This window comes from Trinickia sp. LjRoot230 (genome assembly GCF_964253315.1).
Lineage (GTDB): Bacteria > Pseudomonadota > Gammaproteobacteria > Burkholderiales > Burkholderiaceae > Trinickia.
In genome coordinates, this window is record NZ_CAXUQX020000002.1 from 618,464 (window position 1) to 643,001 (window position 24,538).

The 24,538-nt window shown below is 63.3% G+C and carries 21 protein-coding genes; 15 read left to right on the top strand and 6 right to left on the bottom strand.

Features of this window, described 5'->3' with window-relative positions:
• Positions 1–8: 8 nt before the first annotated feature.
• The 3 genes from ACSQ20_RS21770 to ACSQ20_RS21780 form a co-directional block, all read right to left on the bottom strand.
• Complete coding sequence (locus ACSQ20_RS21770; RefSeq protein WP_436024103.1) at positions 9–1,049, bottom strand: hypothetical protein; 1,041 nt, start codon at positions 1,047–1,049, stop codon at positions 9–11.
• A gap of 87 nt (positions 1,050–1,136) precedes the next feature.
• A complete protein-coding gene (locus tag ACSQ20_RS21775; protein WP_436024105.1) occupies positions 1,137–2,810 on the bottom strand; it encodes a S10 family peptidase in 1,674 nt (557 codons plus the stop codon).
• Between the two features lie 163 nt (positions 2,811–2,973).
• Positions 2,974–4,590: a S53 family peptidase gene (locus tag ACSQ20_RS21780; protein ID WP_436024107.1), complete on the bottom strand. Its 1,617-nt coding sequence runs from the start codon at positions 4,588–4,590 to the stop codon at positions 2,974–2,976.
• Between the two features lie 349 nt (positions 4,591–4,939).
• Here ACSQ20_RS21780 and ACSQ20_RS21785 point away from each other — a divergent pair, with 349 nt between their 5' ends.
• A complete protein-coding gene (locus ACSQ20_RS21785; RefSeq protein WP_436024109.1) occupies positions 4,940–5,452 on the top strand; it encodes a DUF1993 domain-containing protein in 513 nt (170 codons plus the stop codon).
• A gap of 24 nt (positions 5,453–5,476) precedes the next feature.
• On the opposite strand, the gene ACSQ20_RS21790 is transcribed toward ACSQ20_RS21785, so the two are convergent.
• Entirely contained in the window at positions 5,477–6,109 is a 633-nt protein-coding gene (locus ACSQ20_RS21790) for a LysE family translocator (RefSeq protein WP_436024111.1), read from the bottom strand.
• A 253-nt stretch (positions 6,110–6,362) separates the two neighbouring features.
• Between ACSQ20_RS21790 and ACSQ20_RS21795 the strand changes: the two genes are divergently transcribed.
• From ACSQ20_RS21795 to ACSQ20_RS21815, 5 genes are all read left to right on the top strand, one after another.
• On the top strand, positions 6,363–6,665 hold the full coding sequence (locus ACSQ20_RS21795; RefSeq protein ID WP_436025807.1) for an ArsR/SmtB family transcription factor: 303 nt from the start codon (positions 6,363–6,365) through the stop codon (positions 6,663–6,665).
• A 58-nt stretch (positions 6,666–6,723) separates the two neighbouring features.
• The gene (locus ACSQ20_RS21800; RefSeq protein ID WP_436024113.1) at positions 6,724–7,785 is read left to right on the top strand and encodes an alkene reductase; all 1,062 of its coding nucleotides are present in this window, start codon (positions 6,724–6,726) and stop codon (positions 7,783–7,785) included.
• Positions 7,786–7,965: 180 nt separating this feature from the next.
• The gene (locus tag ACSQ20_RS21805) at positions 7,966–8,727 is read left to right on the top strand and encodes an SDR family oxidoreductase (protein ID WP_436024115.1); all 762 of its coding nucleotides are present in this window, start codon (positions 7,966–7,968) and stop codon (positions 8,725–8,727) included.
• A gap of 62 nt (positions 8,728–8,789) precedes the next feature.
• Positions 8,790–9,104 carry a high-potential iron-sulfur protein gene (locus ACSQ20_RS21810; RefSeq protein ID WP_436024117.1) on the top strand — a complete coding sequence of 105 codons (315 nt, stop codon included), beginning with the start codon at positions 8,790–8,792 and terminating at the stop codon, positions 9,102–9,104.
• The gene (locus ACSQ20_RS21815) at positions 9,101–10,852 is read left to right on the top strand and encodes a tetratricopeptide repeat protein (RefSeq protein WP_436024119.1); all 1,752 of its coding nucleotides are present in this window, start codon (positions 9,101–9,103) and stop codon (positions 10,850–10,852) included. The genes ACSQ20_RS21810 and ACSQ20_RS21815 overlap by 4 nt, the downstream gene beginning before the upstream one ends.
• A gap of 66 nt (positions 10,853–10,918) precedes the next feature.
• Here ACSQ20_RS21815 and dapA read toward each other — a convergent pair whose 3' ends face one another.
• Positions 10,919–11,779 (bottom strand): 4-hydroxy-tetrahydrodipicolinate synthase, encoded by an 861-nt coding sequence (gene dapA / locus ACSQ20_RS21820; RefSeq protein ID WP_436024121.1) that lies wholly within the window; start codon positions 11,777–11,779, stop codon positions 10,919–10,921.
• Positions 11,780–12,133: 354 nt separating this feature from the next.
• Here dapA and ACSQ20_RS21825 point away from each other — a divergent pair, with 354 nt between their 5' ends.
• The 5 genes from ACSQ20_RS21825 to ACSQ20_RS21845 all read left to right on the top strand — a co-directional run bounded on the left by ACSQ20_RS21825 (position 12,134) and on the right by ACSQ20_RS21845 (position 18,297).
• On the top strand, positions 12,134–13,435 hold the full coding sequence (locus ACSQ20_RS21825) for an aspartate carbamoyltransferase (RefSeq protein ID WP_436024123.1): 1,302 nt from the start codon (positions 12,134–12,136) through the stop codon (positions 13,433–13,435).
• A 147-nt stretch (positions 13,436–13,582) separates the two neighbouring features.
• Positions 13,583–14,293, top strand: coding sequence for a 2Fe-2S iron-sulfur cluster-binding protein (locus tag ACSQ20_RS21830; protein WP_436024125.1), 711 nt, complete (start codon positions 13,583–13,585; stop codon positions 14,291–14,293).
• Positions 14,294–14,337: 44 nt separating this feature from the next.
• Positions 14,338–15,357 carry an FAD binding domain-containing protein gene (locus ACSQ20_RS21835; RefSeq protein ID WP_436024127.1) on the top strand — a complete coding sequence of 340 codons (1,020 nt, stop codon included), beginning with the start codon at positions 14,338–14,340 and terminating at the stop codon, positions 15,355–15,357.
• Complete coding sequence (locus ACSQ20_RS21840) at positions 15,354–17,576, top strand: xanthine dehydrogenase family protein molybdopterin-binding subunit (protein WP_436024129.1); 2,223 nt, start codon at positions 15,354–15,356, stop codon at positions 17,574–17,576. Before ACSQ20_RS21835 ends, ACSQ20_RS21840 begins: the two co-directional genes overlap by 4 nt.
• A 127-nt stretch (positions 17,577–17,703) precedes the next feature.
• The gene (locus ACSQ20_RS21845; protein ID WP_436024131.1) at positions 17,704–18,297 is read left to right on the top strand and encodes a nucleotidyltransferase family protein; all 594 of its coding nucleotides are present in this window, start codon (positions 17,704–17,706) and stop codon (positions 18,295–18,297) included.
• Positions 18,298–18,325: 28 nt separating this feature from the next.
• Here the strand turns inward: ACSQ20_RS21845 and ACSQ20_RS21850 are convergent, their stop codons facing one another.
• Positions 18,326–19,345, bottom strand: coding sequence for a zinc-dependent alcohol dehydrogenase family protein (locus tag ACSQ20_RS21850; protein ID WP_436024133.1), 1,020 nt, complete (start codon positions 19,343–19,345; stop codon positions 18,326–18,328).
• A 123-nt stretch (positions 19,346–19,468) separates the two neighbouring features.
• On the opposite strand from ACSQ20_RS21850, the gene ACSQ20_RS21855 reads away from it, so the two are divergent.
• The 4 genes from ACSQ20_RS21855 to ACSQ20_RS21870 all read left to right on the top strand — a co-directional run bounded on the left by ACSQ20_RS21855 (position 19,469) and on the right by ACSQ20_RS21870 (position 24,398).
• Positions 19,469–20,446: a LysR family transcriptional regulator gene (locus tag ACSQ20_RS21855; RefSeq protein WP_436024135.1), complete on the top strand. Its 978-nt coding sequence runs from the start codon at positions 19,469–19,471 to the stop codon at positions 20,444–20,446.
• Between the two features lie 97 nt (positions 20,447–20,543).
• A complete protein-coding gene (locus ACSQ20_RS21860) occupies positions 20,544–20,696 on the top strand; it encodes a hypothetical protein (protein WP_436024137.1) in 153 nt (50 codons plus the stop codon).
• A 168-nt stretch (positions 20,697–20,864) separates the two neighbouring features.
• Positions 20,865–22,406 carry a methyl-accepting chemotaxis protein gene (locus ACSQ20_RS21865; RefSeq protein WP_436025809.1) on the top strand — a complete coding sequence of 514 codons (1,542 nt, stop codon included), beginning with the start codon at positions 20,865–20,867 and terminating at the stop codon, positions 22,404–22,406.
• Positions 22,407–22,688: 282 nt separating this feature from the next.
• A complete protein-coding gene (locus tag ACSQ20_RS21870; protein ID WP_436024139.1) occupies positions 22,689–24,398 on the top strand; it encodes a peptidoglycan D,D-transpeptidase FtsI family protein in 1,710 nt (569 codons plus the stop codon).
• The last annotated feature ends 140 nt before the right edge of the window (positions 24,399–24,538 follow it).

Consider the following 24,538-nt stretch of genomic DNA (forward strand, 5'->3'; position numbering starts at 1 on the left):
CGACAGCGTCAGTCGGCGGTATCGGCCGCTGCCGGCATCTTTGCGCGCACGTCGGCACCCGGCCGCGGCGACCACACTGGTCGCGTCGCGCTGCCCGAATCGACGACCACCATATAGCGCCCCGCCCACGGCGTCGTTTCGCGCTCGGGCCGGAGCACGCGGACGACATTGCCGGCGTCGGCAAGCGCCGCGTAATCAGCGTCTAGCACGCCGTGGCGGTCGAGAAACGCGTCGAGCGACGCGGGAATCCGTACGCACCCTTTTGAATGGCGAATGCCAAGGATCGGCTCGAGCTTGTCGGGGTCGGTCGCATGCATTTGCAAGCGCATCGGCGAGGTGCCGCCCTTGCCCCAGCCGCGTTGGCCATCGGTCCATCCGAAATCGAAAATTCGCATGTCGCGCGCGCCGTAACCGCGAATGCCGTTTTCGTTTGTTGTTCCTTCCGCTCGGAAATCCATGTTCTGCGGCGTGTGCTCGAATACCCCGATCGGTGTCACGAAATGCTCGTAGCGTCCCGGCAGGCCAGTGGCAACCGGCGACGCGCCGATCATTCGCCATGCCTCCGACGGGCTCGCGCGAAAATAGATGAATAGCGCCTGCACATTGGGCGCCCGATCAACAAGCACGACGTATTGCCTCGCCAAAGCGCCGAGCCCGCGAGCGGCGAGCGCGGCCTGCAAGCGGTTGCCGTATGCGCGCTGATCGTTGTTCGGTACCGTCAGACGCCGCGAGACCTCGTCGGTAAATTGCCTGGAAAGGTGCAATGCATCGCGTGGGTCCAACGCCGCGGCGATCGCCGCATTGCGCTGTGCAGCGCGCGCGAGTGCAGCCGCAGCGGCAGCGGCTGAGGCGGCCTCGGCCGCGGATGCTGCGGAAGCGCCCCCCGCGCTAGGCGCCTGAGCCCAGGCTACGGGCGCCGCGATCAACAAATGGAGTAATTGAAGCGAAAGGAAGCGGTGCGCGCCCAGACGATAAAAACGTTGTAGCCAATCCGCCATATCTGCATCGATTGAAAACGATTCGACATGCGATACCGGAGCAAGCGCCATGCTCGCCGCATCCCGACTTCTCGACCAGCGCAAAAAGAAAGCGGCCGGCGCCGGCACCCAGCGCGAGCGCACCGTGCCGCACCCCGATCAGGTCTTGTTCCGCTGCTGCAGCATGCGAATGCGGGCCATCGCAGGCTTGTCGGCCGTCGTCCGGTCGTACAGCTTGTCCAAGTCGGTTTTGAGCGCGGTACGCGAGCCGCCGTCCAGATAGACCATATGGCCGGACGGATAGAAGGTCGCAGACAAGTTCTCGCGAACGCGCTTGTCCAGCAACGGCATGCGCTGCAGATCGATGACGGTTTGATAAAACGGCGTGACAAAATCATAAACGCCGTTCGCCGACAACACCTTGAGGTCGATATTGAGCGCCATCACGGCGGCCAGGTCCCCCGCCGTATAGAGGATGACATTGCCTTTGTCGTCGATGCCTTTTTGCGCACCGGTCGGGTCCGTGTGCTTGAAGTCCCAGTGCTTGAACGTCTGGTCGTTCAAGTCGGTGAACGATGAGGTTGACGTGTATTTCAATTGCTCATTGAGGTAGGCATTCCACATCGTCGTATAAACGCCCGATACGGCCGTCATCGTCGGGTCGTTGCCGCCCGAGTTCGGATCGACTTGGCCCGCAATGCCAGTGTCGACACCGGTCACGCGTCCGTCATAGGCGCCGAGCGCCATGCCTTTGGACTTCAGGAGCGCGGTGAGAAAAAGCGAATTACCGCGGCTGTCGTAGCCCGCAATGTCCAAGCCCCATGCGATCAGCGTCGCTTTATCGATGCCCGTATATTGCGAGAGCTTCTCGACGGTGGCGTCGTCCGTCTGCGGAAACTTACGCAGCGCAGCAAGGTAGTCCGTTCGTGCGAACTGCGCGACTTCCTCGATGAAATTATCCAGATTCGTCGGCGTGGGCGTGACACCGAGCCGCTTGTGGTACCAGGCGTCGGCCGCGGCCGTTGGCAACGCGCCGACCGGGTTGCCCGCTTGGGCATAGTCGAGAATCGACGATTGCAACGTGACGCCGTTCAGATCAATGCCGTCCTCATGCAGCAAATAGGCCAGCACGCAACTGCGCGCGGTGCCGTACGACTCTCCGAACAGATATTTCGGCGAGTTCCAGCGCTGATTTTTCGTCAGATAACGCTTGATGAACTGCTTGATTGAGCGCGCATCTTGATCGACACCCCAGAACGCTTTGTTCGTGTGGGGCGCGACGGCTGCTGAATAGCCTGTTCCAACCGGGTTGATAAACACGAGATCGCTCTTGTCGAGCAAGCTGTCCGGGTTGTCTTCGATCTGATAAGGCGCGGGCGGCGTGAAATTCGGCATCGACGTCTTGATGCGCTTTGGAGCGAACGAGCCAAGCAGCACGAACACCGACGACGAACCGGGCCCACCGTTATAAAAAAACGTTACCGGCCGTGCCTCCTCGGATTGGCCGTCCTCCGTGAAGGCCACGTAGAACATCTTCGCGTTCGGCTGCGAGGTGCTTTCGTCCACCGTGACGAGATGCCCTGCACTCGCCGTGTAGGCAATCTCCCGCCTGCCGAGCATGATCGTGTGGTGTGTGACGGCAGCAGCCTCGGTCGTATCGGTGACCGAGTCGTCGGGGCCGTTGCCATACGCGACGGGATCGAAAAGCGGCTCATCGCCACGCTGCGACCCAGCCGCTTGAAACGGACGCGGCATTGATGCCCGGCCCGGTGTTGGCGAATGCGAGTTGTGGTGCGACGACTGCGGATTGGCGGAACCGGTATCGGGGTTCATCTGATCGCTCCATGTCGATTGAATTGGCTTGAATTGGCGGGCACGCGTCTCGTGCGTGCCCGCTCGTGCTGGCCCACTGCGCTTCGTTGATTGCTGGTGCTACACCGCCTCGGACTGCGGCGCTTTGCCGTTCGAAGCGGGAAATGCCGTCCGGCGCACGCCGCTACGAGCCGCCTGCTGCACCGCCCAATGCGGCGGCAATCTTGCTTCCGTCGGGGCTGCCAAGCCCCGTGCAGGCGTCCCATCCAGGCGCCGCGAAAAAACTGCCGTTATTGCCTTGCGTGATGTCGTGAAACGCCTTGGCATTCGCGGCGCGATAGAGCGCGGGCTGGACCAGTCCGACCGGTTTGCCCGTCGCCGCGATGATGCGCGCGAAAAGCGCCGCAAAAAGCGGCGCGACGGCACTGGTTCCACCAACCGCGATCTGTTGACCACCGACGAGCACGAGATAGCCGGAACTTGGCGAAGCATCGGCCGCGACATCGGGCACACCGCGACCGGCGAGCGCCACATGCTGGCCGCTTGCTCGCGTGACTTTCAGCGTGTTCTGCCAGGCAGGCACCGGAAACTGCGCACTCACGCCCCCGCCCGTCGCGCCACCTGATGCACCATCGTTCCAAACAACTTCGCTTTCGATCGACAACCCGGCGCCGCCCGCACCGCGCGCCCTCAGCCGCGTGCCGCCGCACGCAAGCGCATAGGGGCTCGACGCCGGGAAATCGACGACGTCGACATCCTCGCCGCCTGCGGCCTGATCGCTCGAGCCGCTATCGCCAGCCGCGGCGCAAACCGTCACGCCCAGCGCCGTGGCTTCCTGGAGCGCCTGATTGAATTGCGCGATAGCCTGCGGGGTCCAGCTCGATTCAGGCGCGCCCCAACTGATCGAGATCACCGACGGCTTGTTCGTTCTGTCGTGTATCGCTTGCTTGACCGCAGCGATGAACCCCGCGTCGCTATTCGGCGCGAAGTAAGCCGCAATTTTGGCTCCGGGTGCGAGCGCGCCTGCTATCTCGATGTCGAGCGTCACTTCGCCATCGGGGCCATTCGCCTCACCGGTTGGCGAATTTTTGCCCCCGGCCACCGAAACCGGGACGATCGTCGGCGCGGAAACGCCTAGCGCAGCGAAATATTGCGTGAGATCGGACGAGGTATAGCCACCACCCAACTCGATTACGCCAATGCACTGACCGCTACCATCGTGCGACGGGAAGTTATAGAGTTGGCCGAGCTGCAGCGGCGTAAACGTTTCGGCTTCGGGCGTGGCGCGCCGCGGCTCGATGGCAGGGCGCGTGCGGAAATGCGGGCGCGCTTGCGGGCGATCGTCGAGACCCAGCACGGCCGTGACGATGCCGCTCAGTTCCGCCGGCACCGTCACATAGCCAACACGCCCGCGGAACCGCCCGAGTTTCGGATGCTCGTAGTGCGAAAGCTCGACGCCGAACGCGTGTTGAAAATGCTCCACCGTTCCGCTGAGGATGACCGTTGAAGCGGCAGCATCGACCTGGTCGACGTGAAGATCGTATTTCTTTGCGAACGCCTGGACCTGCGCCAGATCGCTTTCGGCTGCGCCGAAGTGCTGGGCAAACGCCTCGCGCGTCAGCGGTTCGACTCGCTCGCCGCGCGCGACTTTCTGAACCGCCTGCTCGAGCGCCCCCTCAGCCGGCCGGCGCACGGTGATCACCACATGCAACGTTTGGCCCGGATCGCACGGACCCAGACGCGTGGAACCCTTCACCGGCTCGCGGTGGCTGCCTGCGAGCTGCTCTCTTGCTGTTGTCATCGTGTGACGCTCCTGTTGGAAGGATTACGTCGAATTCCGACCGAACCGCTTCCACGCAGTTCCATACAACGCGCAACGGCGGCACGCGAAACTCGGCCGCCGCATCAAGGAAGCAACGTGGAAAATCCGCAATCGTCGGATGACTGACGAAAGTGTAGTGCATGGGATGCGATTCAGGCGTCTTGTCTGACATGCGTTGGCCATTCGGACTAGCGCCGGACGAACGCACGGCTATCGGCCCAGCAATATGCGGCGCGCGCTTGCCCAGCGCGCCTTTATGCAAGCGTTTCCCAGACGGCATATGATCACGGCCGAAGCAACCGCCCTCATCACCCCAAGGAACCGAGACATGCCTCTTTCCATGTATCAAGCGTCAGTGCCCGTTTTCACGCATGGGCTGAAGAACCTTCGCGTCATCCTCAGCAAGGCGCGCGATCACGCGGAAGCGAAAAAGATCGACCTAGCCGTGCTGCTCGCGAGCCGTCTTTACCCAGACATGCATCCGCTCACACGGCAGATCCAGATTGCATCGGATGCCGCGAAGCTTTGCGTCGCACGCTTGGCCGAAGTGCCGCCGCCGAGCTTTCCCGATGTGGAAACGACGTTCGATGAACTTGACGAGCGCATCGCCAAAACGATCGCTTACCTCGCCGATTTCGACGCGGCGAAGCTCGATCACAGCGAGGAGCGCGTCGTCAAGCTCAACCTGCCCAACGGTACGCTCGAGCTGCAGGGCAGCCGATACCTGCTGCATTTCGCGCTGCCCAATTTCTACTTCCATGTGACAACGGCGTATGACATCTTGCGGCACAACGGGGTCGAGCTGACCAAGTTCATGTACCTGGGCAAGCCCGGCGAATAAGTACGCCGCAGCAAGCGTGCGGCGTCAATCGAACGACAGCCGCAACGCGAAGCCGAGCAGCGCTGCCGAGAACGCCCAGCGCTGCACGGTTTGCGCGAGCGGATGCGCGCGTAATAGTTTTGATATCCGCGCTGCGCCGACAGCGTAGAGCGTATCGAACGCCATGCCCACGATCAGCAATACGATGCCAAGCTCCGTTACCTGCCATGCGAGCGGGCCAGCCGCCGGCCGCACGAATTGCGGCAGCAGCACCGAGCAAAAGATCAGCGCCTTGGGATTGAGTAAATTGGTCAGCAACCCTTTCGCAAAGGCTGCCCTCAACGGCGCGCGCGGCGCCCGTCCGCCCTCCGTTTCACTCTGCAGCGAGAACATCGGCGAGCGGAATATTTGGACTGCCACGTAGCCAAGATAAACGGCACCACCCACGCGGATAACTTCGTAAAGCCAAGGCGCGGCCTTCAAGAGCGCGGCCACACCGCAAGCCGAAAGCGTCACATGCGTGGCACGCGAGAGCGCGAGGCCGCCCGCGGCGACCAAACCCGTGCGAGTTCCACGCGCGATGCTCGTTTGCAGGACTAGCGCCATATCCGGGCCAGGGACGGCATATACGACGACGAGCGCTGCGACAAACGCAATCAGCAGATCAGGGGCAACCATTGCAGTGTTCCGAAAATAAGCGAAAGGAAGGAAGGAATCGCTATTTTCGCGACAGATCACGGGTGATTATCAGCTTTTTTTGATCAAACGTTGGATGGAATTAGGGAATAGCACTACATCTATGGCGTTCCTTGCTGTTTTCCGCCAACCCACCCCAATCCCTAAGCATCAACCGCGTCGTCAACGGGGTCTTATCCATATCGGATTATCCCGATATATACTTTCGACGTTTCCAATGAATGACCGACGAGGCATGACGATAGATATCGATGCCATCCACAAGGCGCTCGCAAATCCCGTGCGACGCGACATTCTCGCATGGCTCAAGACACCGGCGGAAAGCTTCCCCAACCAGGAACTGCCGTTCGATCTCGGCGTGTGCGCTGGACAGATCAACGCACGCTGCGGTTTGTCGCAATCGACTTGCTCCGGGCATCTCGCCACCTTGCAAAACGCGGGACTCGTGAGCGTCAAACGCGTCGGTCAGTGGTGTTTTTACACACGCAACGAACCGGTCATCCGAGCCTTTCTCGACACGCTCGACGCGAACCTTTGAGGCTCGACGAAAGTTCGATCAATTCAACCCATTCAATCGACTGACACAGGTAATTTTCATGCCAACACTTTTCGATCCACTCGTCGTCGGCGATCTCACTTTGCCGAACCGCATCATCATGGCCCCGCTTACGCGTCAGCGCGCAGGCGATCAGCGCGTGCCCAACGCCTTGATGGCCAAGTATTACGCCGAGCGCGCGTCGGCCGGGCTCATCCTGACCGAGGCGACGGCAGTTACGCCGCAAGGCGTAGGCTACGCCGCGACGCCCGGCATCTGGTCTGATGAGCAAGTCGCCGGATGGCGGCTTGTCACCGACGCGGTCCACGCGGCGGGCGGCCGGATTTTTCTGCAGCTTTGGCACGTGGGCCGCGTCTCCGATCCGATCTTCCTCGATGGCGATCTGCCCGTCGCGCCGAGCCCCATCGCGCCCGCCGGCCATGTGAGCCTGGTCCGGCCACAACGGCCCTTCGTCACGCCGCGCGAGCTCACGTTGGATCAGATCCGCGACGTGATCGCAGCGTTTCGCAAGGGCGCCGAAAATGCGCGGGCAGCGGGCTTCGATGGCGTCGAACTGCATGGCGCGAATGGCTATTTGCTCGATCAGTTCCTTCAAGACGGCACCAACCTGCGCACCGATGCGTACGGCGGCTCGATCGAGCGGCGCGCGCGGTTGATGCTCGAAATTGTCGACGAATGCATCGCGGTGTGGGGTGCGGGGCGCGTCGGCGTGCATCTGGCGCCGCGCAGCGATGTGCATTCGATGAGCGATTCAAGCCCCGAGGCAACCTTCGGCTATGTGGCCCGCGCGCTAGGGCAACGCAAGCTCGCGTTCATTTGCGCGCGTGAATCGCTGGGCACGAACCGCCTTGGCCCGATGCTCAAAGCGGCATTCGGCGGTGTGTACATCGCTAACGAAAAGTTCACGCAGGCATCCGCTCAGCAAACGCTCGACGCCGGCGAAGCCGATGCAATCGCCTGGGGCCAACTCTTTATCGCGAATCCCGATTTGCCGATGCGTTTCAAGCTCGGCGCACCGCTGAACCAGCCGAACCCGGAGACGTTTTATAGCGCAGGGCCCGACGGCTACGTCGACTACCCGTCGCTCGACGCGGCGGCTTAAGGCCCGGTGCGGCTTCGCAAACCGCGATCGGTGCGATTGCGGCTTGCGATTGCGCTGCGCTTTGCGCATCATCTGAGACGTACGTCGTACGTCGTACGTCGTACGTCGTCCGTCCTTGTTCTTTGCCGCCCAATTCCCTGGTTAGCCGCCCCAACTGACTCAACGGAATTTGGAATTGCCATGACCTCGCCCTCCCCAGTGGTGTCGAAAGCGATCGTAACCGGCCACACGCGCGGCCTCGGTGCCGCATTATCTGAAGCGCTGCTCGCGCGCGGCTTTAGCCTGCTCGGGCTGGCTCGAACCCGGCATCCACTGCTCGCGCAACGCTTCCCGAGCGCGGTGAACGAAGCCGAAATCGACCTGTCCGATACGCGCAGCATAGAAGCATGGCTTGCTGAAGGCACGCTGCAACGATTCCTGCAAGGTGCTCGACAGGTTCTGCTCATCAACAACGCCGGCACCGCTGCGCCAATCGGCCCTTGCAGCCTGCAGCCACCGCACGAGGTGGGTCGTTCGGTAGTCCTTAACGTTGCCGCGCCGCTGATGCTGTCGAGTGCATTCGCCGCCGCCAGCAGCAACCTGCCGGACCGTCGTATCGCTCATGTTTCCAGCGGTGCAGCCCGCAACGCTTACGCGGGCTGGGGCATTTATTGCGCGACGAAAGCAGCGCTGGACCACCACGCGCGCGCCGTCGCGCTCGATGGCGAACGCGCAATGCGCGTGGCGACGATCGCACCCGGTGTTGTCGATACCGACATGCAGACGGCCCTTCGCGAAGTGGACGAGGGACGCTTTCCGTCGCGCGGCAAATTCGTCGAACTCAAACAGACGGGACAATTAAGCTCTCCACAGCAAGCGGCCGAAAAGTTCATCGAGTACCTGCTCAGTGACAGTTTCGGGCAAACGCCCACGGTCGATTTACGCTCGCTGCCGGCACAATAAGCGCGCACTATGCGCAGGCTGCCCCTCATCAAACGTTGCCTTCAAAATATAAAGGAGTCCTCATGAATGTCTCGCGCCGCACGTTCGTGATCGCCTGCATCGGTGCGGCTTCGTCGCTCGCGCTCGAGCGCAATGCATCGGCTCAGGCGCCCGCCGCGAAACTCGACGAAAGTGATCCGCAAGCGCGCCAGTATGGTTACCGGCATGACGCCACGAAAGTAGACGCCCAGCGCTTTTCCAATTACAAGGTCGGCCAGACCTGCGCGAACTGCTCGCTGTTCGGCGGTGCAGCAGGCGAGACGTGGGGCGGGTGTCCCCTTTTCGGCAGCAAGCAAGTCGCGGCAAAAGGATGGTGCAATCAGTACACCAACGCATGAGCAAGCCAGACAACCCGCGTCAACTCAATAACCTGCTGCGGCAAGCCGTTACACTCCAGCAACATGGCGCGCTCGCCGACGCCGAGGAGATTTACCGCGAGATCCTCGCGCAGCGTCCCCGCCACTTCGATGCACTGCAACTGCTCGGCGCGCTCACCTTGCAGACGGGACGCACGGAACAAGGCGCTGCGTTGCTCAAAGACGCGGTCGCCGTCGACGACACGCAGGCGCCGGCTTACTCGAATCTTGCCTTTGCGCTCAACGCCATGGGGCAGTATGAAGAAGCACTTGCGGCCGCAAATCGGGCGTTGGCACTCAACGCCGGATTTCCCGATGCGCTCAATAACCGCGGCGTGGCACTGGCCGGACTGGGTCGCCCGGACGTTGCGCTCGACAACTTCGAGAAAGCCATCGCCGCCCAGCCCGATTTGGCCGCCGCGTGGAACAATCGCAGTTGCGTGCTGCGCAATCTCGGCCGACCCGACGACGCGCTCGCGAGCTGCGATCAAGCCCTCGGTATGCAGCCGGGGTACGCGCAAGCATGGAGCAATCGCGGCAATGCGCTGAGCGATTTGAACCGGCCCGTCGAGGCCCGGGCCAGCTATGAACGCGCGCTTGCGCTTGCGCCTGCGTTCGTCGACGCATTGAACAATCTCGGGCTCACGCTGATCGATCTGAACCGGCATGCCGATGCGCTCGCCCAATACGAGCGCGCACTCGCGCTTGCGCCCGAAGCTGCGGAAACGCATTGGAACCGCGCGCTGTGTTTGCTGCAAATGGGGCAGCTGGACGAGGGATGGGCCGAGTACGAATGGCGCTGGCAACGCTCGCGCATCAAGGCCAGCCGGCGCGCATTCGCCGAGCCACAGTGGTTCGGCGACATTCCGCTCGAAGACAAAACGATTTTGCTGCACGCCGAGCAAGGTCTCGGCGATACGATACAGTTTTGCCGTTATGCGAGCCTCGTTTCGAAGCGCGGCGCACGCGTTATTCTCGAAGTGCAGCCCGAACTGATGCGACTGCTCGCGGGGCTTGACGGCGTGGCCGAACTCGTCGAAGCGGGCTCGCCGTTGCCGCCGTTCGACTGCCACTGTCCGCTGCTCAGCCTGCCGCTCGCATTTCGCACGACACTCGAGACTATTCCCTGGGATGCGCCCTACCTGCATGCCGAAAGGCAGGCCGCGCAACGGTGGGCGGCTCGCATCGACGAGACGATCGGCGCATCGCGTGCGCTGAAGGTCGGCCTCGTCTGGGCTGGCGGCTCGCGGCCGCACGTGCCTGAACTGCGAAAAACCGATGCGCGGCGTTCGCTTGCATTCGAACAACTGGCATCGATTGCCGACGTACCGGGCGTGCAGTTGTTCAGTCTGCAAAAAGGCGCGGCCGCCGCGCAACTGCGCGCGGCGCAGAGCGCCCATCCCGCAAGCCGGCGCGTTATCGATTGGACCGACGACTTGCACGACTTCGCCGATACGGCGGCACTCGTCGACAATCTCGATCTCGTGATTTCGGTCGACACGTCGAGCGCGCATTTGGCCGGCGCGATGGGCAAGCCTGTCTGGATTCTGAACCGGCTCGATACGTGCTGGCGCTGGATGCTGGAGCGGGAAGGCAGCGCCTGGTATCCGAGCGCGCGCATCTTTCGCCAGCCATCCCTCGGCGACTGGGCGAGCGTGATCGACGGCGTCACACGCGCGCTGAGCGAATGCGCCGCGTCACGACGCGATGCGATGCGATGCGACGCGTGACAAGGGATAACCTCGGGCCAGGCGCAGCCGCCCCGAGGCGCCTGAAGCCGTTAAGCTATTAAGCCGTTAACCAGTCAGTTGCATCTGCGCGAGTAGTGCGTCGAGCGCCTCGCTCGCGGGCGTCATCGGCGCACGTAGTTCGTTCGCAATCAGTTGCTGAGCGCCCAATGCCGCCTTGACCGGCGCCGGGTTCGGCTCGCAAGTCAGCGCCCGCATCAGCGGAACGAGCTCATGATAAATCGCGCGTCCGCGAGCCAAATCGCCTTGCGCCAACGCACGATACAGCGCCACGAAGCGCTCGGTACGTACGTGCGCCGACGCCGAGATTGCGCCGGCACCGCCCATGCAGAGTGTGCTGAAGATCGCGTCGTCATTACCGGCGAGGACTTGCAAGCGACCGTCGAGAATCAGCGAGAGCGTGGTCTCGGCCGAGCCCGAGCAATCCTTAATTGCTTCGATGCGCGGGTGTGCAGCGAGCGTCAAAATCGTATCGAGTTCGATCCGCACGCCGGTTCGGCATGGGATGTCATACAAAACCACCGGCTTCGCGCTGGCGTCGGCCAATGTCGTGAAATGCGCGACGAGCCCCGCTTGCGAGGGTCGAACGTAATACGGCGCCGACATCAGAATGCCCGCGAGCGGCAGCGCATTGAGCCATCGCACCCGTTCGAGCAACTGTGCGGTCTGGTTTCCGCTCACGCCTGCAACAACCGGCGTCCCCTGGGCCTCGCGCAGCACCGTCGCGAGCACCGCGTCTTGCTCGTCGCGCGAGAGCGCAGCGGGCTCGCCCGTGCTGCCCAGCGCGACAAAGCCGGCTACGCCAGCGCTGCGATAGCTGTCGATCAGCGCCGCAAGCGCGCCGTGATCGACAACGCCGCGCGAAAACGGCGTAATGAGCGGAATCCAAATTCCAGAAAAATTCGACATGCGTTCACCTCGATGACTTCGATGGACTGACCCCAAGGAAACCGTCGAACGGTGAAGGGAAGGCGGTGAAGGCGGATAAGGCACCGGTTTGCGCTGTCCCGTCGGGCGTCCGACGGCAACAGCGCGCCGGTCAGACGAGCAGCTGTTTTTTGGCTTTGGAGACGGCGCACACGCACGCATTCGTTGCCGCTGCGAGCAAAGCGGAGCAATCGAAAACGCAACGAGAGAAAGTGCGGCGGTTATCCATCGGCGCAGTGTACCGGTATCGCGGCGGTTATTCCAGCGCCGATGCTTGACTTCTTGCGATCTCGACGTAATATACGCTATGCGTATATAAATCAAGTCGAGAGTCTGATGAGCGTCCCACAACAAGCTTTCTTGCGCGACGCGATGCGCCGCATGAACATGACGCGCGACGCATTCGCCAACCGCATCGGAGTGAGCCGGCGGGCGCTGGACACCTGGCTGCTGCCCGACGGTTCGCAGGAGTCGCGCGCGATGCCGGAGATCGTCGAGCGTTTCGTCTCGGAGATCGCGGGGCGTCCCGAACGAGACGTCAACTATACGCAAAGCGTAGATACGACGCACACTGGTTCGCTGGCGAGCCAGCTCTCGCGGGAAGGCAAACCGCAGCTGTTGTCGGTGGATCAATTTTCGCGCGATGCGGTGGAGGCGCTCTTTCGCGTGGCCGACATCATGCAGCCTATCGCGCAACGCAAGAAAATCTCGCGCGTGCTCGAGGGCGCCGTGCTAGGCAACTTGTTCTTCGAGGCCAGCACGCGCACGCGGGTCTCGTTCGGCTCGGCGTTTTGTCGCCTCGGCGGCTCCGTCTGCGATACGACAGGCTTCACATTCTCTTCAATGGCGAAAGGCGAATCGATCTACGACACGAGCCGTGTCATGAGCGGCTATGTCGACGCGCTCGTCGTACGCCATCCCGAACAAGGCGCTGTAGCGGAGTTCGCCCGCGCGACGAATCTGCCGGTCATCAATGGCGGCGACGGTCCAGGCGAGCACCCGAGCCAGGCCCTGCTCGATCTCTACACGATCCAGCGCGAATTTTCGCGGCTTGGAAAGATTGTCGATGGTGCGCATATCGCGCTGGTGGGGGATCTCAAATACGGACGCACGGTTCACTCGCTGACGAAGCTGCTCGCGCTTTACCGCGGCATCAAATTCACGTTGATTTCACCTCGCGCGCTCGAAATGCCGGCCTACATCGTCGAGCAGATTTCGCGCAACGGCCATGTCATCGAACAGACACACGAACTCGCGGCGGGCTTGCGTGGCGCCGATGTGGTCTACGCGACGCGCATTCAAAAAGAACGCTTCACCGACGAATCGTTCGAGGGTTACACGCCCGACTTTCAAATCAATCAGGCACTCGTCGAAAGCGTGTGCAAGCGCGACACGCTGATCATGCATCCGCTGCCGCGCGATAGTCGCCCCGGCGCAAACGACCTGAGCACGGATCTCAATCACGATCCGCGGCTGGCGATTTTCCGGCAGACCGACAACGGCATACCGATTCGAATGGCCATCTTCGCCGTATTGCTCGGCGTGGAAAATCAGGTGCAGCATTCGATGCGCGATGCAGCGTGGCGTCCTCCGGCCTATCTGGGCCCGGACGACGCGCCTTTTCACGGCGTCGATTAATACCAAGCGGCACCCCACAAGCGCAGCGCCAGTTGCAAAGGGCCGTATCGCGCGCGCAGGCGGGCATCGTGTTTGCTGCTTTTGCTCCTGTCACCGACGGCCGCCGTTGCGCCGCCGCATCGATCTGCACGAGCGAACCCGACTGCCATGTCCAAGCCAGCCCGCCCCGAAGACCCCGAGCATTCCGATCCTCAAACGGCCGCTCATCCGAACCTCGCGCGCCGTCGATTTCTGCAATCGGCCGCCGCTGCGGCCACCGTCGGCGCAGCGCCGCGCCTGCACGCGAAGGAACCCACCATGACGCCTGCCACACCACCCGCCGCTGCGCGCGCCGCCCCCGTACGACCGGTTCGCCTGACTATCAACGGGCGGCCTCATGTGCTGCAACTGGAGCCGCGCGTCACGCTGCTCGATGCGTTGCGCAATTACGTGGGCCTGACGGGCACCAAAAAAGGCTGCGATCGCGGTCAGTGCGGCGCATGCACCGTATTAGCCGAGGGCCGCCGTATCAACGCATGCCTGACCCTTGCCGTCATGCATGAGGACGAATCGATTACGACCGTCGAAGGACTGGCAAGCGGCGACACGCTCAGCCCGCTGCAGCAAGCGTTTATCGAACACGATGCGTTTCAATGCGGCTATTGCACGCCGGGACAACTCTGCTCTGCCACTGCGCTCATCGACGAATTTCGAGCGGGCTGCGCAAGCGCTGCGACAGCCGACGTACGCACCCGGCCCGCGGAACTCACGGCGGCGGAAATTCGCGAGCGCATGAGCGGCAACCTTTGTCGTTGCGGCGCCTATCCGAACATCGTCGCAGCACTCGCCGCAGTGCAACGGCGCGAGCGCAACGGCTAAATCCAAGGCCGGACACGCTTTGCCTTTTTAGCAAGGAACATTCGATGGAAGCGATCTCCTACGAACGTGCGACCGATGTTGCCGCCGCCCTGCGCGCCGTGCGCGAGCCGGGGGCCATGTTCATCGGCGGCGGAACGAACTTGCTGGATCTGATGAAAGGCGGTGTCGCGCGGCCAAGCAAGCTGGTCGACATTACGCGCCTGGGCGGCGAGCTCGACGCGATCAGCACGCTGCCCAACGGCGGGCTGCATATCGGCGCCCTCGTGCGCAACAGCGATGCAGCCAACCATCCGCTCGTGCGCGAGGGCTATCCGTTACTCGCGCAGGCATTGCTTGCGGGTGCCTCGGCGCAGTTGCGCAATATGGCCACCGTCGGCGGCAACCTGATGCAGCGCACGCGTTGCCCGTATTTCTATGACACGGCTTTCAGCGCCTGCAACAAGCGCCTGCCGGGCAGCGGCTGCAGTGCGATCGAAGGGCACAACCGCAGCCATGCGATATTCGGCGCCAGCGCGCAGTGCATTGCAGTCAATCCGTCCGACATGAGCGTTGCGTTAGCGGCGCTCGACGCGAGCGTGCACGTCGCAGGCGACGAAGGCAAGCGCATCATTCCGTTCTCCGAATTTCACCGACTGCCGCAGGACCGGCCTGACGTCGACACCACGTTGCGCCCGGGCGAATTGATCACCGCCGTGCGTTTGCCGCCATCGGGCTTCGCGCAGCATGCGTATTACCTCAAGCTGCGCGATCGCGCGAGCTACGCGTTCGCGCTCGTCTCCGCTGCCGCGGCGTTGCAGTTCGACGGCACTACCGTTTCGAATCTGCGTATCGCGCTAGGCGGTGTCGCTCACAAGCCCTGGCGCGCAACACACGCTGAGCAGATGCTCGTCGGCCGACCATTGACCGATGCCGGTTTGCGCGATGCCGCAGCCGCGGAGTTGCGCGAAGCGCACCCGCAGCGCGAAAACCACTTCAAGGTGACGCTGGCCGAACGCGCGATCGTCCGCGCCGTCAACGTGGCTGCCGGCCGCAGCGGGCATGCCAATGCAGGAGTCATCGCATGAACACAGTCGGCCAGCCGCTCGATCGTACGGACGGCATACTCAAAGTCACGGGTCAAGCGCAATATGCCGCGGAGTTCCCCGCCGCCAATATGGCGCATGCCGTGCTCGTCACCAGCACGATTGCGCGCGGCACCATCGCATCGATCGACGACGCCCGCGCGCAGTCCATGCCCGGCGTGCTTTACGTGATGACGTTTCGCAACGCGCCGCGTCTGCCCGGTGACGGCAAAGCCAAGGTCTCGCCGCCGGCCCTGCGGCGCCTTTCATTACTGCAAGACAACGAAGTCCACTACGACAACGAGCCGGTGGCCGTGGTGGTGGCGGATTCGCTCGAGCACGCGACACATGCGGCTGACGAGTTGCGCATCGACTACCGACCCATCGCGCCGACGCTCGACTTCGCGCGCGCAAAGCCCGCGAGCCATCCTCCCGCGTCGATGATCGGGGGCCCGGCCGATACGATGCGAGGTCATCCGGAAGCCGCCCTACGAGCGGGCGCTGTGCGCGTGGATGTCCGCTACACCACGCCGATGGAGCATCACAACCCGGTGGAGCCGCACGCCGTGCTCGCGCTATGGGACGGCCCGCAGCTCACGCTGTATGACACGACGCAAGGCGTGTCCAACGCGCAGCAAGCCGTCGCGACCACGCTCGGCATCCCGGCCGAACAGGTGCACGTCATCTCACCATTCGTCGGCGGCGGCTTCGGCTGCAAGGGCTCGGTCTGGTCGCATGTCGTGCTGTGCGCGATGGCGGCGCGCGAGGTCGGACGCCCTGTGCGCCTCGCGCTGACGCGGCCGCAGATGTTCGGCCCCGTGGGCGGACGGCCGCGCACCGAACAGCATATCGTTGCGGCCGCACACAGCGATGGCACGCTGAGCGCGTTGCGGCACGACACGTTTTCGAACACGTCGATGATCGAAGACTGGACCGAAACGTGTGGCGTGGTCACGCGCATGCTGTACGCGGTGCCCAATCTGGCGACGACGCACCGGCTGGTGCCGCTCAACGTCGGGACGCCCACGTTCATGCGCGCGCCCGGAGAGGCGACGGGTTCGTTCGCACTCGAGTCCGCGATGGACGAGCTGGCCTACGCGCTCAAGATGGACCCGATCGAGTTTCGCCTCAAGAACTATGCCGAGATCTCACCGCAAGAGAACAAGCCCTGGTCCAGCAAGCAATTGCGCGAATGCTATCGCGTGGGAGCGGAGCGTTTCGGCTGGGCGCAAAGGCCGCGTGCGCCGCGTTCGATGCGTGACGGCGACACGTTGACCGGCATGGGAATGGCCACCGCCACGTACCCGGCGCATCGCAGCGAAGCGTCGGCGATGGCTCAGATCCTGCCGGACGGCACCGCCACGGTCGTCTCCGGCACGCAGGACATCGGCACCGGCACTTACACGGTCATGACGCAAGTCGCGGCCGACGCGCTCGGCTTCCCGATCGAGCGCGTGCGCTTCGCATTGGGCGATTCGACGTTGCCGCGCGCGCCGGTATCCGGCGGATCGCAATCGGTCGCCAGCGTGGCGCCCGCCGTGCGAGAGGCGGCGAGCGCCGCTCGCGCCAAGCTGATCGAGCTTGCACGCGCCGACAGCGGATCACCGCTTTATGGCGTGTCCGCCGACGAGCTGACCGTAGTCGACGGCTGGGTGATCAACCGCGCCCGGCCGACACAGCGCGACCCCGCCGCGGCGCTGATCGCACGCGCCGGTTCGCGGCCCATCGAAGTGACGGCATCGGCGCATAGCGGCAACGAACGCGAGCACTATGTCTTCGATTCGTTCGGTGCGGTGTTCGCGCGAGTGCATGTCGACGCGGCGCTCGGTACGATTCGCGTGCCGCGTGTCGTGGCCGTCTACGACGTCGGCCGGTTGTTGAACGCCCAAACAGGGCGCAGTCAGTTGATGGGCGGCATCGTTTGGGGCATCGGCGCGGCGCTCGAAGAGGAGAGCCTGCTCGACGCGCGCTACGGCCGTTTCGTCAATGCGAACCTGGCCGAGTACCACGTGCCGGTGAATGCGGATATCGGCACGATCGACGCGACGGTTCTCGATGCGCCCGATCCTCGCATCAATGCGCTGGGCGCGCGCGGCATCGGCGAAATCGGCATCACGGGAGTAGCCGCCGCGGTAGCGAACGCCGTCTATCATGCGACAGGGGTACGCGTGCGCGACCTGCCGATCACGCTCGATAAAGTCCTAACGCCTGCAACGGTCTAAACAACGTCAGGCGACGCCGTGCTTGCCACGATGCCGTGTCGCCGCGCACAATCGGCATCGCGGTCCGGCACGACCGGGCGGCCCGCGATCGGGCGGCCCCCGCCCCACCGATTTCCTTGCCTGTGCGATGACCTACGCCTCCCTTGCCACCGGTCTGCTGCTTGCCGGCGGACGCGGCGCCCGCTTCGATCCGAGCGGCCTGCAAAACAAGCTGCTCGCGCCGCTGGCCGACGGCACCGCTGTCGCAAGAGCGGCCGCGCACGCGTTGTTGACGTGCGTGCCCTACGTCATCGCGATCGTTCGCCCCGGCGCCGAAGCGCTTGCGCATCTACTGAATGAAGCCGGATGCGAAGTCATTTTTGCCGCCGACGCCGAGCGCGGCATCGGCGCGAGCCTCGCGGCAGGTGTGCGCGCGAGCCCGGATGCGAACAGCTGGATTGTCGCGCTTGCCGACATGCCATGGGTTATGCCGTCGACGATCGAATCGGTGGCCCGCAGACTCGATGAAGGCGCGTCGATCGTCGCCCCACGCTACCGCGGACAGCGCGGCCATCCTGTCGGATTTGGCCCGCAGCACGGCGCGGTGCTTAGCCGCCTCGACGGCGATGTCGGCGCACGCACGCTGCTCGCCTCGCCAGAACTGACGATGATCGACGTCGACGACGCCGGCGTGCTGACCGATGTCGATACCCCGGCGGACTTGCGGCGGCCCCCGACATAGCAATGGCCGCAGCCACAGCGCTGGTATCTCACTCGGCGAAGTCGACGACGATTTTGCCGAACGCGCCGCGCTTCAAGTGCGCGAGCGCTTCAGGCAAGCGCTCGCTCGGATAGACCGTATCGATAACAGGCTCGATTTTCGTGGCGTCGATGGCTCGGACCAGTTCGTCCAACGCTCGCCGATGTCCGACGCCGATGCCTTGTATTACCGGCCGTGTGAGGAATGAAGGCACGCTAGGCAACGTCATGCTGAGTTCGCCCAGCACGCCAATGAGCGAGATACGTCCGCCTTGGCGCACCGCGCGCAGCGAAGCGCCCAGGTTTTCGCCCCCCGCGAGTTCGAAGATATGATCGGCGCCCCGGCCGCCCGTCAACTCACGCACTGCTTCTTCCCATCGCGGCTGCACGCTGCGATCGATGCCATGCGTGGCGCCCAGTGCTCGCGCGCGCTCCAGTTTCGCGCTGCTGCTCGACGTCACGATGACTTCCGCGCCGTGCGCCTTGGCGATCTGCAAACCGAACAATGCCACACCGCCGGTGCCCTGCACGACGACCGTTTGACCGGCGCGAATCGCGCCCTTCTCCGCAAGCGCGAACCAGGCCGTCAGACCTGCGCAGGGCAGCGTGCTGGCCTTGATTGCATCGAGCGAGCGCGGCGCCGCCACCGCCCAGTCTTGATGCAAGACCACATACTGGGCGAGCACGCCCGGCAGCGCGCCGCCGATCACGCGCGCATGATCGGGCCACTCGCCATCGATCCAATCCGCCCAAAAAGTGCCGATGACCGCATCGCCTTCGCGAAAGCGCGACACACCTGCACCGGTCGCGACGACGACGCCCGCCATGTCCGAGCCCGGCGTTAGCGGATAGGGCAGCGACAGCGCGCCATCCTCGCCCGCGATGACGCCCAGATCCCGATAGTTCAGCGATACGGCGCCCACGCGCACGACGATCTCGTTGGCACCGGGCGTGGGGACTGCGGCCTCTTCGAAGGCCAGATGTTGCGCACCCGGCTGCCGTACCACCCATTTGTGCATCGTTCGAGTCATTTTGGTTCCTCCTGTCATTGACCTATCCGTATCGAAAGGTTAAAGGAGATATGAAGGAACCGGTCGCGATGGTTTTTCGCTTTATTGTAGACTTCTAGGATCCAATTCCTGCCCGAGGAAGTCATGACTGATCGCTTGGCCGGCGTTTCACCCTTCGTCCACGCCGTGCAAGCAGGCAGCTTCGCGCTCGCCGCCGAGCGCATGCACCTCACCCGTTCCGCCGTCGGCAAAAGCATCGCGAGGCTTGAAGAGCGGCTCGGCACGCGGCTTTTTCATCGCACGACACGCAGCCAGAGCTTGACCGCGGACGGGCAAGCGTTCTACGCACATTGTGTGCGCGCACTCGCGGAGCTCGAAGCTGGTGAAACGACACTCGCGGCTTCGCGGCGAGAGCCGCAGGGCCGTCTGCATGTCAGCGTGCCGGTGCTGTTTGGCCGACGCTGCGTGGCACCGCGCTTGCTCGAACTCGCGGCACGCTATCCGCGCCTCGAATTGCAGATGAGCTTTACGGATCGCGTCGTCGAACTCGTCGACGAAGGGATCGACCTTGTCGTTCGCAGCGGCGGCATGCGCGAAACATCGGCCGGCCTTGTCGCGCGCAAGCTCGGCGAACAGACGATGGTCTTGTGCGCCGCGCCCGACTATCTCGCGCGGCACGGCACACCTCAATGCGTCGCCGATCTGGCTGAGCATCACGCCGTGGTCTATGCGAGTGGCAAACGCGATGCGCCGTGGCACCTCTTCGATCACGCAGGCAAAGCGCACGAGATTGCAATGAAGCATCGATTCCGCTTCGACGACCTCGAGACGATCGTCGAAGCGTCGAAGGCTGGTGCGGGAATTGCGCGCTTGCCATGCTGGCTGGTTGCAGAACCCGTGCGAACGGGAGCGCTCATCAAGGTGCTGCCGGAAACACCGGGGCCTGGCATTGAAATGCATCTTGCGTGGCGCCGAACGCGGCATATGCCCACCCGCATGCGAGTGGCCATCGACGCACTGGTCGCACATCTGCCTGCCATACTGGCGCTCGGAACGGAAAACGAGCGCTCGGCTGCGAGCACGACCAAAGCATCGCGCAAGCTTCACGCGGATGGCGTATAAAGAAAAACACCGTTGCCGTTGTTGCCGTTCCGGTTTTTAGTTTTTCGATCGAATTCGTTTGGACTCCTTTCGAATTTCCTTTTTCACGGGGCCGATCATGAGCTACTGGATGCACACTGCGCCAATTCCCGACCCGCTCGCCGATCCCACGCGCGACCCGGAAGGCGAGCCATTCGTTCCTCCTTCGCCAGGCCATCATAACGATGAGCCTCAGCGGCCTGAGGGTCCACCCGACAAAGATCCGGTCTGATGCACCGCGGCGCATAGCCGATCCGTCATACCTATTGCGCATTGCACGATCAGGGTTTCCCCCGCTCAATCACGGCGATGAAAGTGTCGTTAAAGCGGTCAGACGCGGCTTGCCTTGCGAGGGCTGCGACGACGCTAGATCGACTCCCGTGGAAATGCAATGCATAGAATGACTCTCAATCAAAAACTCGGTTCAATGGTGGCCGTGCTCTGGCTCGGGCTGATACTCATCGCCGTGGCCGGCGTGTGGCAATACCGCGATTCGATGCTCCAAGACCGGCGCGATCAGCTGAAAGCGCTCGTGGAACAGGGCAACAGCATCGCGAAGCACTACTACGCATTGTCCCAACAGCACGTGCTGAGCGAAGAAGATGCCCGCAAAAAGACGCTCGAAACGTTGGGCGCGATGCGTTACGGTCAGGACGGCTACTTTTCGATCAACGACTCGAAATCCGTCATGCTGATGCATCCGATCAAACCCCAATTGATCGGCAAGGATCTGTCCGGTTTCACTGACCCGGCCGGCAATCATCTCTTTCTCGATATCGTCAAAGCAGCGAGCCAGGAAGGCGGCGGCTACGTGAGCTACATGTGGTCGAAGCCAGGCAGCGAAAAACCCGTGCCGAAGACGTCGTTCGCGCTGCGCTTCGCGCCGTGGGACTTCGTCATCGTGACGGGCATGTATATGGATGACGTCAACGCCGCATTCATCAGTGCGATCGTGCGCTGGACGATCATTACCGGTGTGCTCGGACTGTTGTCGACCGTCGCGATGATTCTCGTGCTGCGCAGCGTGCGTCGCGGGCTCGGCGGGGATCTCGAAGTTGCGGTCGTCACAGCACAGCGCATGGCGCAAGGCGACCTCACGGTGCGCGTGCCGCTTGCGCACAGCGATTCGTCGAGCCTGATGCACGCGCTCGCCGATATGCAAAAAGGGCTTGCCGATGCGGTGGCCCGCGTGCGCGCCGGTGCGGAAAACATCAATGTCGGCGCGAGCGAAATTGCGGCCGGCAATATCGATCTGTCGCAGCGCACCGAACAACAAGCCGCGGCCCTCGTCGAAACGGCTTCGAGCATGGACCACATGACGTCCAACGTGAAACTGAATGCCGATAGCGCAACGCAGGCCGCCAATCTGGCGGGGCAAGCGGCCGATGTCGCGACGCGCGGCAGCAGCGTCGTCGATGATGTCGTGCGTACGATGAGCGAGATCACGTCGAGTTCGCAGAAGATCGGCGACATCATCGGCGTGATCGACGGCATCGCCTTTCAGACCAACATCCTTGCGCTGAATGCAGCAGTCGAAGCCGCTCGCGCGGGCGAACAAGGCCGCGGCTTCGCTGTGGTCGCCTCGGAAGTGCGCAGCCTCGCGCAACGCTCAGCTACGGCCGCCAAGGAAATCAAGGCGCTGATCGAATCGTCGACGAACACCGTCGATCAAGGCGCGGCCCTCGTCGCCAATGCCGGTTCGACGATGACGGAGATCGTTCAGTCGGTGCGGCGCGTCAACGAAATCCTCGGCGAGATCAGCCACGCGTCGCACGAGCAAAGTGCAGGCATCGAGCAGGTAAACCGCGCGGTCGGCGAAATGGATAAGGTGACGCAGCAAAACGCGGCGCTCGTTGAACAAGCCGCCGCGGCAGCTCAATCGCTCAAGGATCAGGCGAGCGTGCTGCGCGATGCGATCTCCGGTTTCACGCTGCCCGCTTAAGGGCTGAAAACGGCGGTAGACGTAATACACGTCGGTACCTCTGCCCGTTCGTTGATCATTGCTTCTTCCGGTCGCCGCATTTCGCGGCGACCTTTTGCTTGGCGTGCCAGGCGCGCCACTGCCGCTTCCCTTTTGCTGACCTGCCCATTGATTTGGCGCGGCGCTCCGTTTCATTACGTTTTGTTTACAATGCGAGCCGCAGCCCGGCCGCCTGAACAAAACGGCGTCTCATCGCGATCGGTGCTGATCCCTTTCATTTTCGGCACACTTCCCCTCTGAACCATGCCGCTTCCCAGCAGACAGCGCGCGTCCCACGCGTCAGGTGATGCAAACCCAATCCTCGCCCCCAAGTTGCCGCGCTGGCGCTCGCGGCTCGTCGCGGCGGTGCTCAGTGCGGGCTTTGTGGTGCTCGCCGCGCGGGCTTGCTGGGTGCAAATCGTCACGCACGAATTCCATGCTGCGCAGGGCGACAAGCGTCATAGCGTGACGATCGAATCACAGGGCATGCGCGGGCCGATCGTCGACCGGCACGGCGCGCTGCTTGCGGTGAGCCTCGTGACGTACGAGATTTGGGCCGAGCCGCGACGGTTCGCTCCATCCATGCGTGCCGCGCTCGCCAAGGCCCTCGCGATGCCGGCGGCCGAGCTCGACCAGCGGCTTTCGACCGAACGCGCGTTCGTTCTCCTCAAACGGCATGTCGATGCGCAAACCGCGCAGCGGGTCGCCACGCTCGGCATCGCTGGTGTCACGCAGGTTGCATCCTCGAAGCGGTTTTATCCTGAGGGCGAATCGGTCTCGCACGTTGTCGGCTTCACCGATATCAACGACACAGGCCAAGAGGGTATCGAGTTGGCGGCCCATTCCACGCTTGCCGGCGAAAGCGGTGTGCGGCAAGTCATTCGCGACCGTCTCGGGCGCATTGTGTCCGAACACGGCCCGCGCGTGCTTGCACGCGACGGCGGCACCGTGCGGCTCACGATCGACCGGCGCATTCAACAACTCGCCTATGCGCAGCTCAAGGCCGCGCTCGTCGAACATGGTGCGCAGGGCGGCAGTGCCGTCGTGCTCGATGCACGCAGCGGCGAGATTCTCGCGCTGGCGAATGCGCCGAGCTTCGATCCGAACCAGGCAATGCATCGGGCAGGCCCGGCCGTGCGCAACCGCGCGTTGACCGACACGTTCGAGCCGGGTTCGACGATCAAGCCGCTCGTGGTGGCACTCGCAATGGATCTTGGAACGGTCACGCCGTCGACCCTGGTCGAAACGGCGCCCGGGTATTACACGATCGGCCCGAACACGATTCACGATACGTCCAACCACGGCACGCTGACCGTCGCGCAAGCCGTTTCGAAGTCGAGCAACATCGCGCTTGCCAAGCTTGCACTGAACCTGCCGGCCGAGCGCCTGTGGAGCAAGTACCAGGAATATGGCATCGGCCATCAGCCGCCCTTGCCGTTCCCGGGCATGGCCGCGGGCAAGCTGCGGCCTTGGCAGCGCTGGCGCCCGGTGGAGCAAGCGACGATGGGCTACGGCTATGGTTTATCTACTTCGCTTTTACAACTCGCGCAGACGTACACCGCCTTTGCGGACGACGGCATGCTGCGGCCCGCCAGGCTCATGCTGGACGATTCGGCGCCCGTATCGGCCTCGACACGGCATGTCACCACTGCATCGAGCGCGGCGGCCGTGCGCGCAATGCTCGAAGCTGCGGTCAACCCGGGCGGCACGGCGCGCGCGGCGCGCACCGCGGGATATGCGGTGGGCGGCAAGACCGGCACCGCGTGGAAACATACCGGCGCGGGCTACGCGAAGGGGAAATATCGCTCGCTCTTCGTCGGCCTCGCGCCAATCGGCGCACCACGTCTCGTCGTGGCAGTCATGATCGACGAGCCCGCGCGCGGAGGTTATTACGGCGGCAAGGTGGCCGCCCCGGTGTTCTCTTCGATTGCGAGCGGCGCGCTGCAGCTGCTGGGCGTGCCGCCCAAGATATAACGCGGGGTGGCGGCGCTGTATTGTTGGATCGCGTGCGAGTGAGGGTGTCAACGCATGCGCTTGTTTGCGTCGCCGCGTTCCGCGATAAACCCGCCACGTCCCGGCCTAGCCCTTCGGCTTGATATCGAAATCGTGCTTGT

Coding starts and splice junctions, on each gene's coding strand:
- ACSQ20_RS21835 (WP_436024127.1), top strand. CDS start 14,338: ATGGAAGCGATCTCCTACGAACGTGCGACCGATGTTGCCGCCGCCCTG.
- ACSQ20_RS21825 (WP_436024123.1), top strand. CDS start 12,134: ATGAGCGTCCCACAACAAGCTTTCTTGCGCGACGCGATGCGCCGCATG.
- ACSQ20_RS21800 (WP_436024113.1), top strand. CDS start 6,724: ATGCCAACACTTTTCGATCCACTCGTCGTCGGCGATCTCACTTTGCCG.
- ACSQ20_RS21795 (WP_436025807.1), top strand. CDS start 6,363: ATGACGATAGATATCGATGCCATCCACAAGGCGCTCGCAAATCCCGTG.
- dapA (WP_436024121.1), bottom strand. CDS start 11,779: ATGTCGAATTTTTCTGGAATTTGGATTCCGCTCATTACGCCGTTTTCG.
- ACSQ20_RS21815 (WP_436024119.1), top strand. CDS start 9,101: ATGAGCAAGCCAGACAACCCGCGTCAACTCAATAACCTGCTGCGGCAA.
- ACSQ20_RS21830 (WP_436024125.1), top strand. CDS start 13,583: ATGTCCAAGCCAGCCCGCCCCGAAGACCCCGAGCATTCCGATCCTCAA.
- ACSQ20_RS21805 (WP_436024115.1), top strand. CDS start 7,966: ATGACCTCGCCCTCCCCAGTGGTGTCGAAAGCGATCGTAACCGGCCAC.
- ACSQ20_RS21780 (WP_436024107.1), bottom strand. CDS start 4,590: ATGACAACAGCAAGAGAGCAGCTCGCAGGCAGCCACCGCGAGCCGGTG.
- ACSQ20_RS21845 (WP_436024131.1), top strand. CDS start 17,704: ATGACCTACGCCTCCCTTGCCACCGGTCTGCTGCTTGCCGGCGGACGC.
- ACSQ20_RS21860 (WP_436024137.1), top strand. CDS start 20,544: ATGAGCTACTGGATGCACACTGCGCCAATTCCCGACCCGCTCGCCGAT.
- ACSQ20_RS21850 (WP_436024133.1), bottom strand. CDS start 19,345: ATGACTCGAACGATGCACAAATGGGTGGTACGGCAGCCGGGTGCGCAA.
- ACSQ20_RS21790 (WP_436024111.1), bottom strand. CDS start 6,109: ATGGTTGCCCCTGATCTGCTGATTGCGTTTGTCGCAGCGCTCGTCGTC.
- ACSQ20_RS21810 (WP_436024117.1), top strand. CDS start 8,790: ATGAATGTCTCGCGCCGCACGTTCGTGATCGCCTGCATCGGTGCGGCT.
- ACSQ20_RS21785 (WP_436024109.1), top strand. CDS start 4,940: ATGCCTCTTTCCATGTATCAAGCGTCAGTGCCCGTTTTCACGCATGGG.
- ACSQ20_RS21775 (WP_436024105.1), bottom strand. CDS start 2,810: ATGAACCCCGATACCGGTTCCGCCAATCCGCAGTCGTCGCACCACAAC.
- ACSQ20_RS21855 (WP_436024135.1), top strand. CDS start 19,469: ATGACTGATCGCTTGGCCGGCGTTTCACCCTTCGTCCACGCCGTGCAA.
- ACSQ20_RS21870 (WP_436024139.1), top strand. CDS start 22,689: ATGCCGCTTCCCAGCAGACAGCGCGCGTCCCACGCGTCAGGTGATGCA.
- ACSQ20_RS21865 (WP_436025809.1), top strand. CDS start 20,865: ATGACTCTCAATCAAAAACTCGGTTCAATGGTGGCCGTGCTCTGGCTC.
- ACSQ20_RS21770 (WP_436024103.1), bottom strand. CDS start 1,049: ATGGCGCTTGCTCCGGTATCGCATGTCGAATCGTTTTCAATCGATGCA.
- ACSQ20_RS21840 (WP_436024129.1), top strand. CDS start 15,354: ATGAACACAGTCGGCCAGCCGCTCGATCGTACGGACGGCATACTCAAA.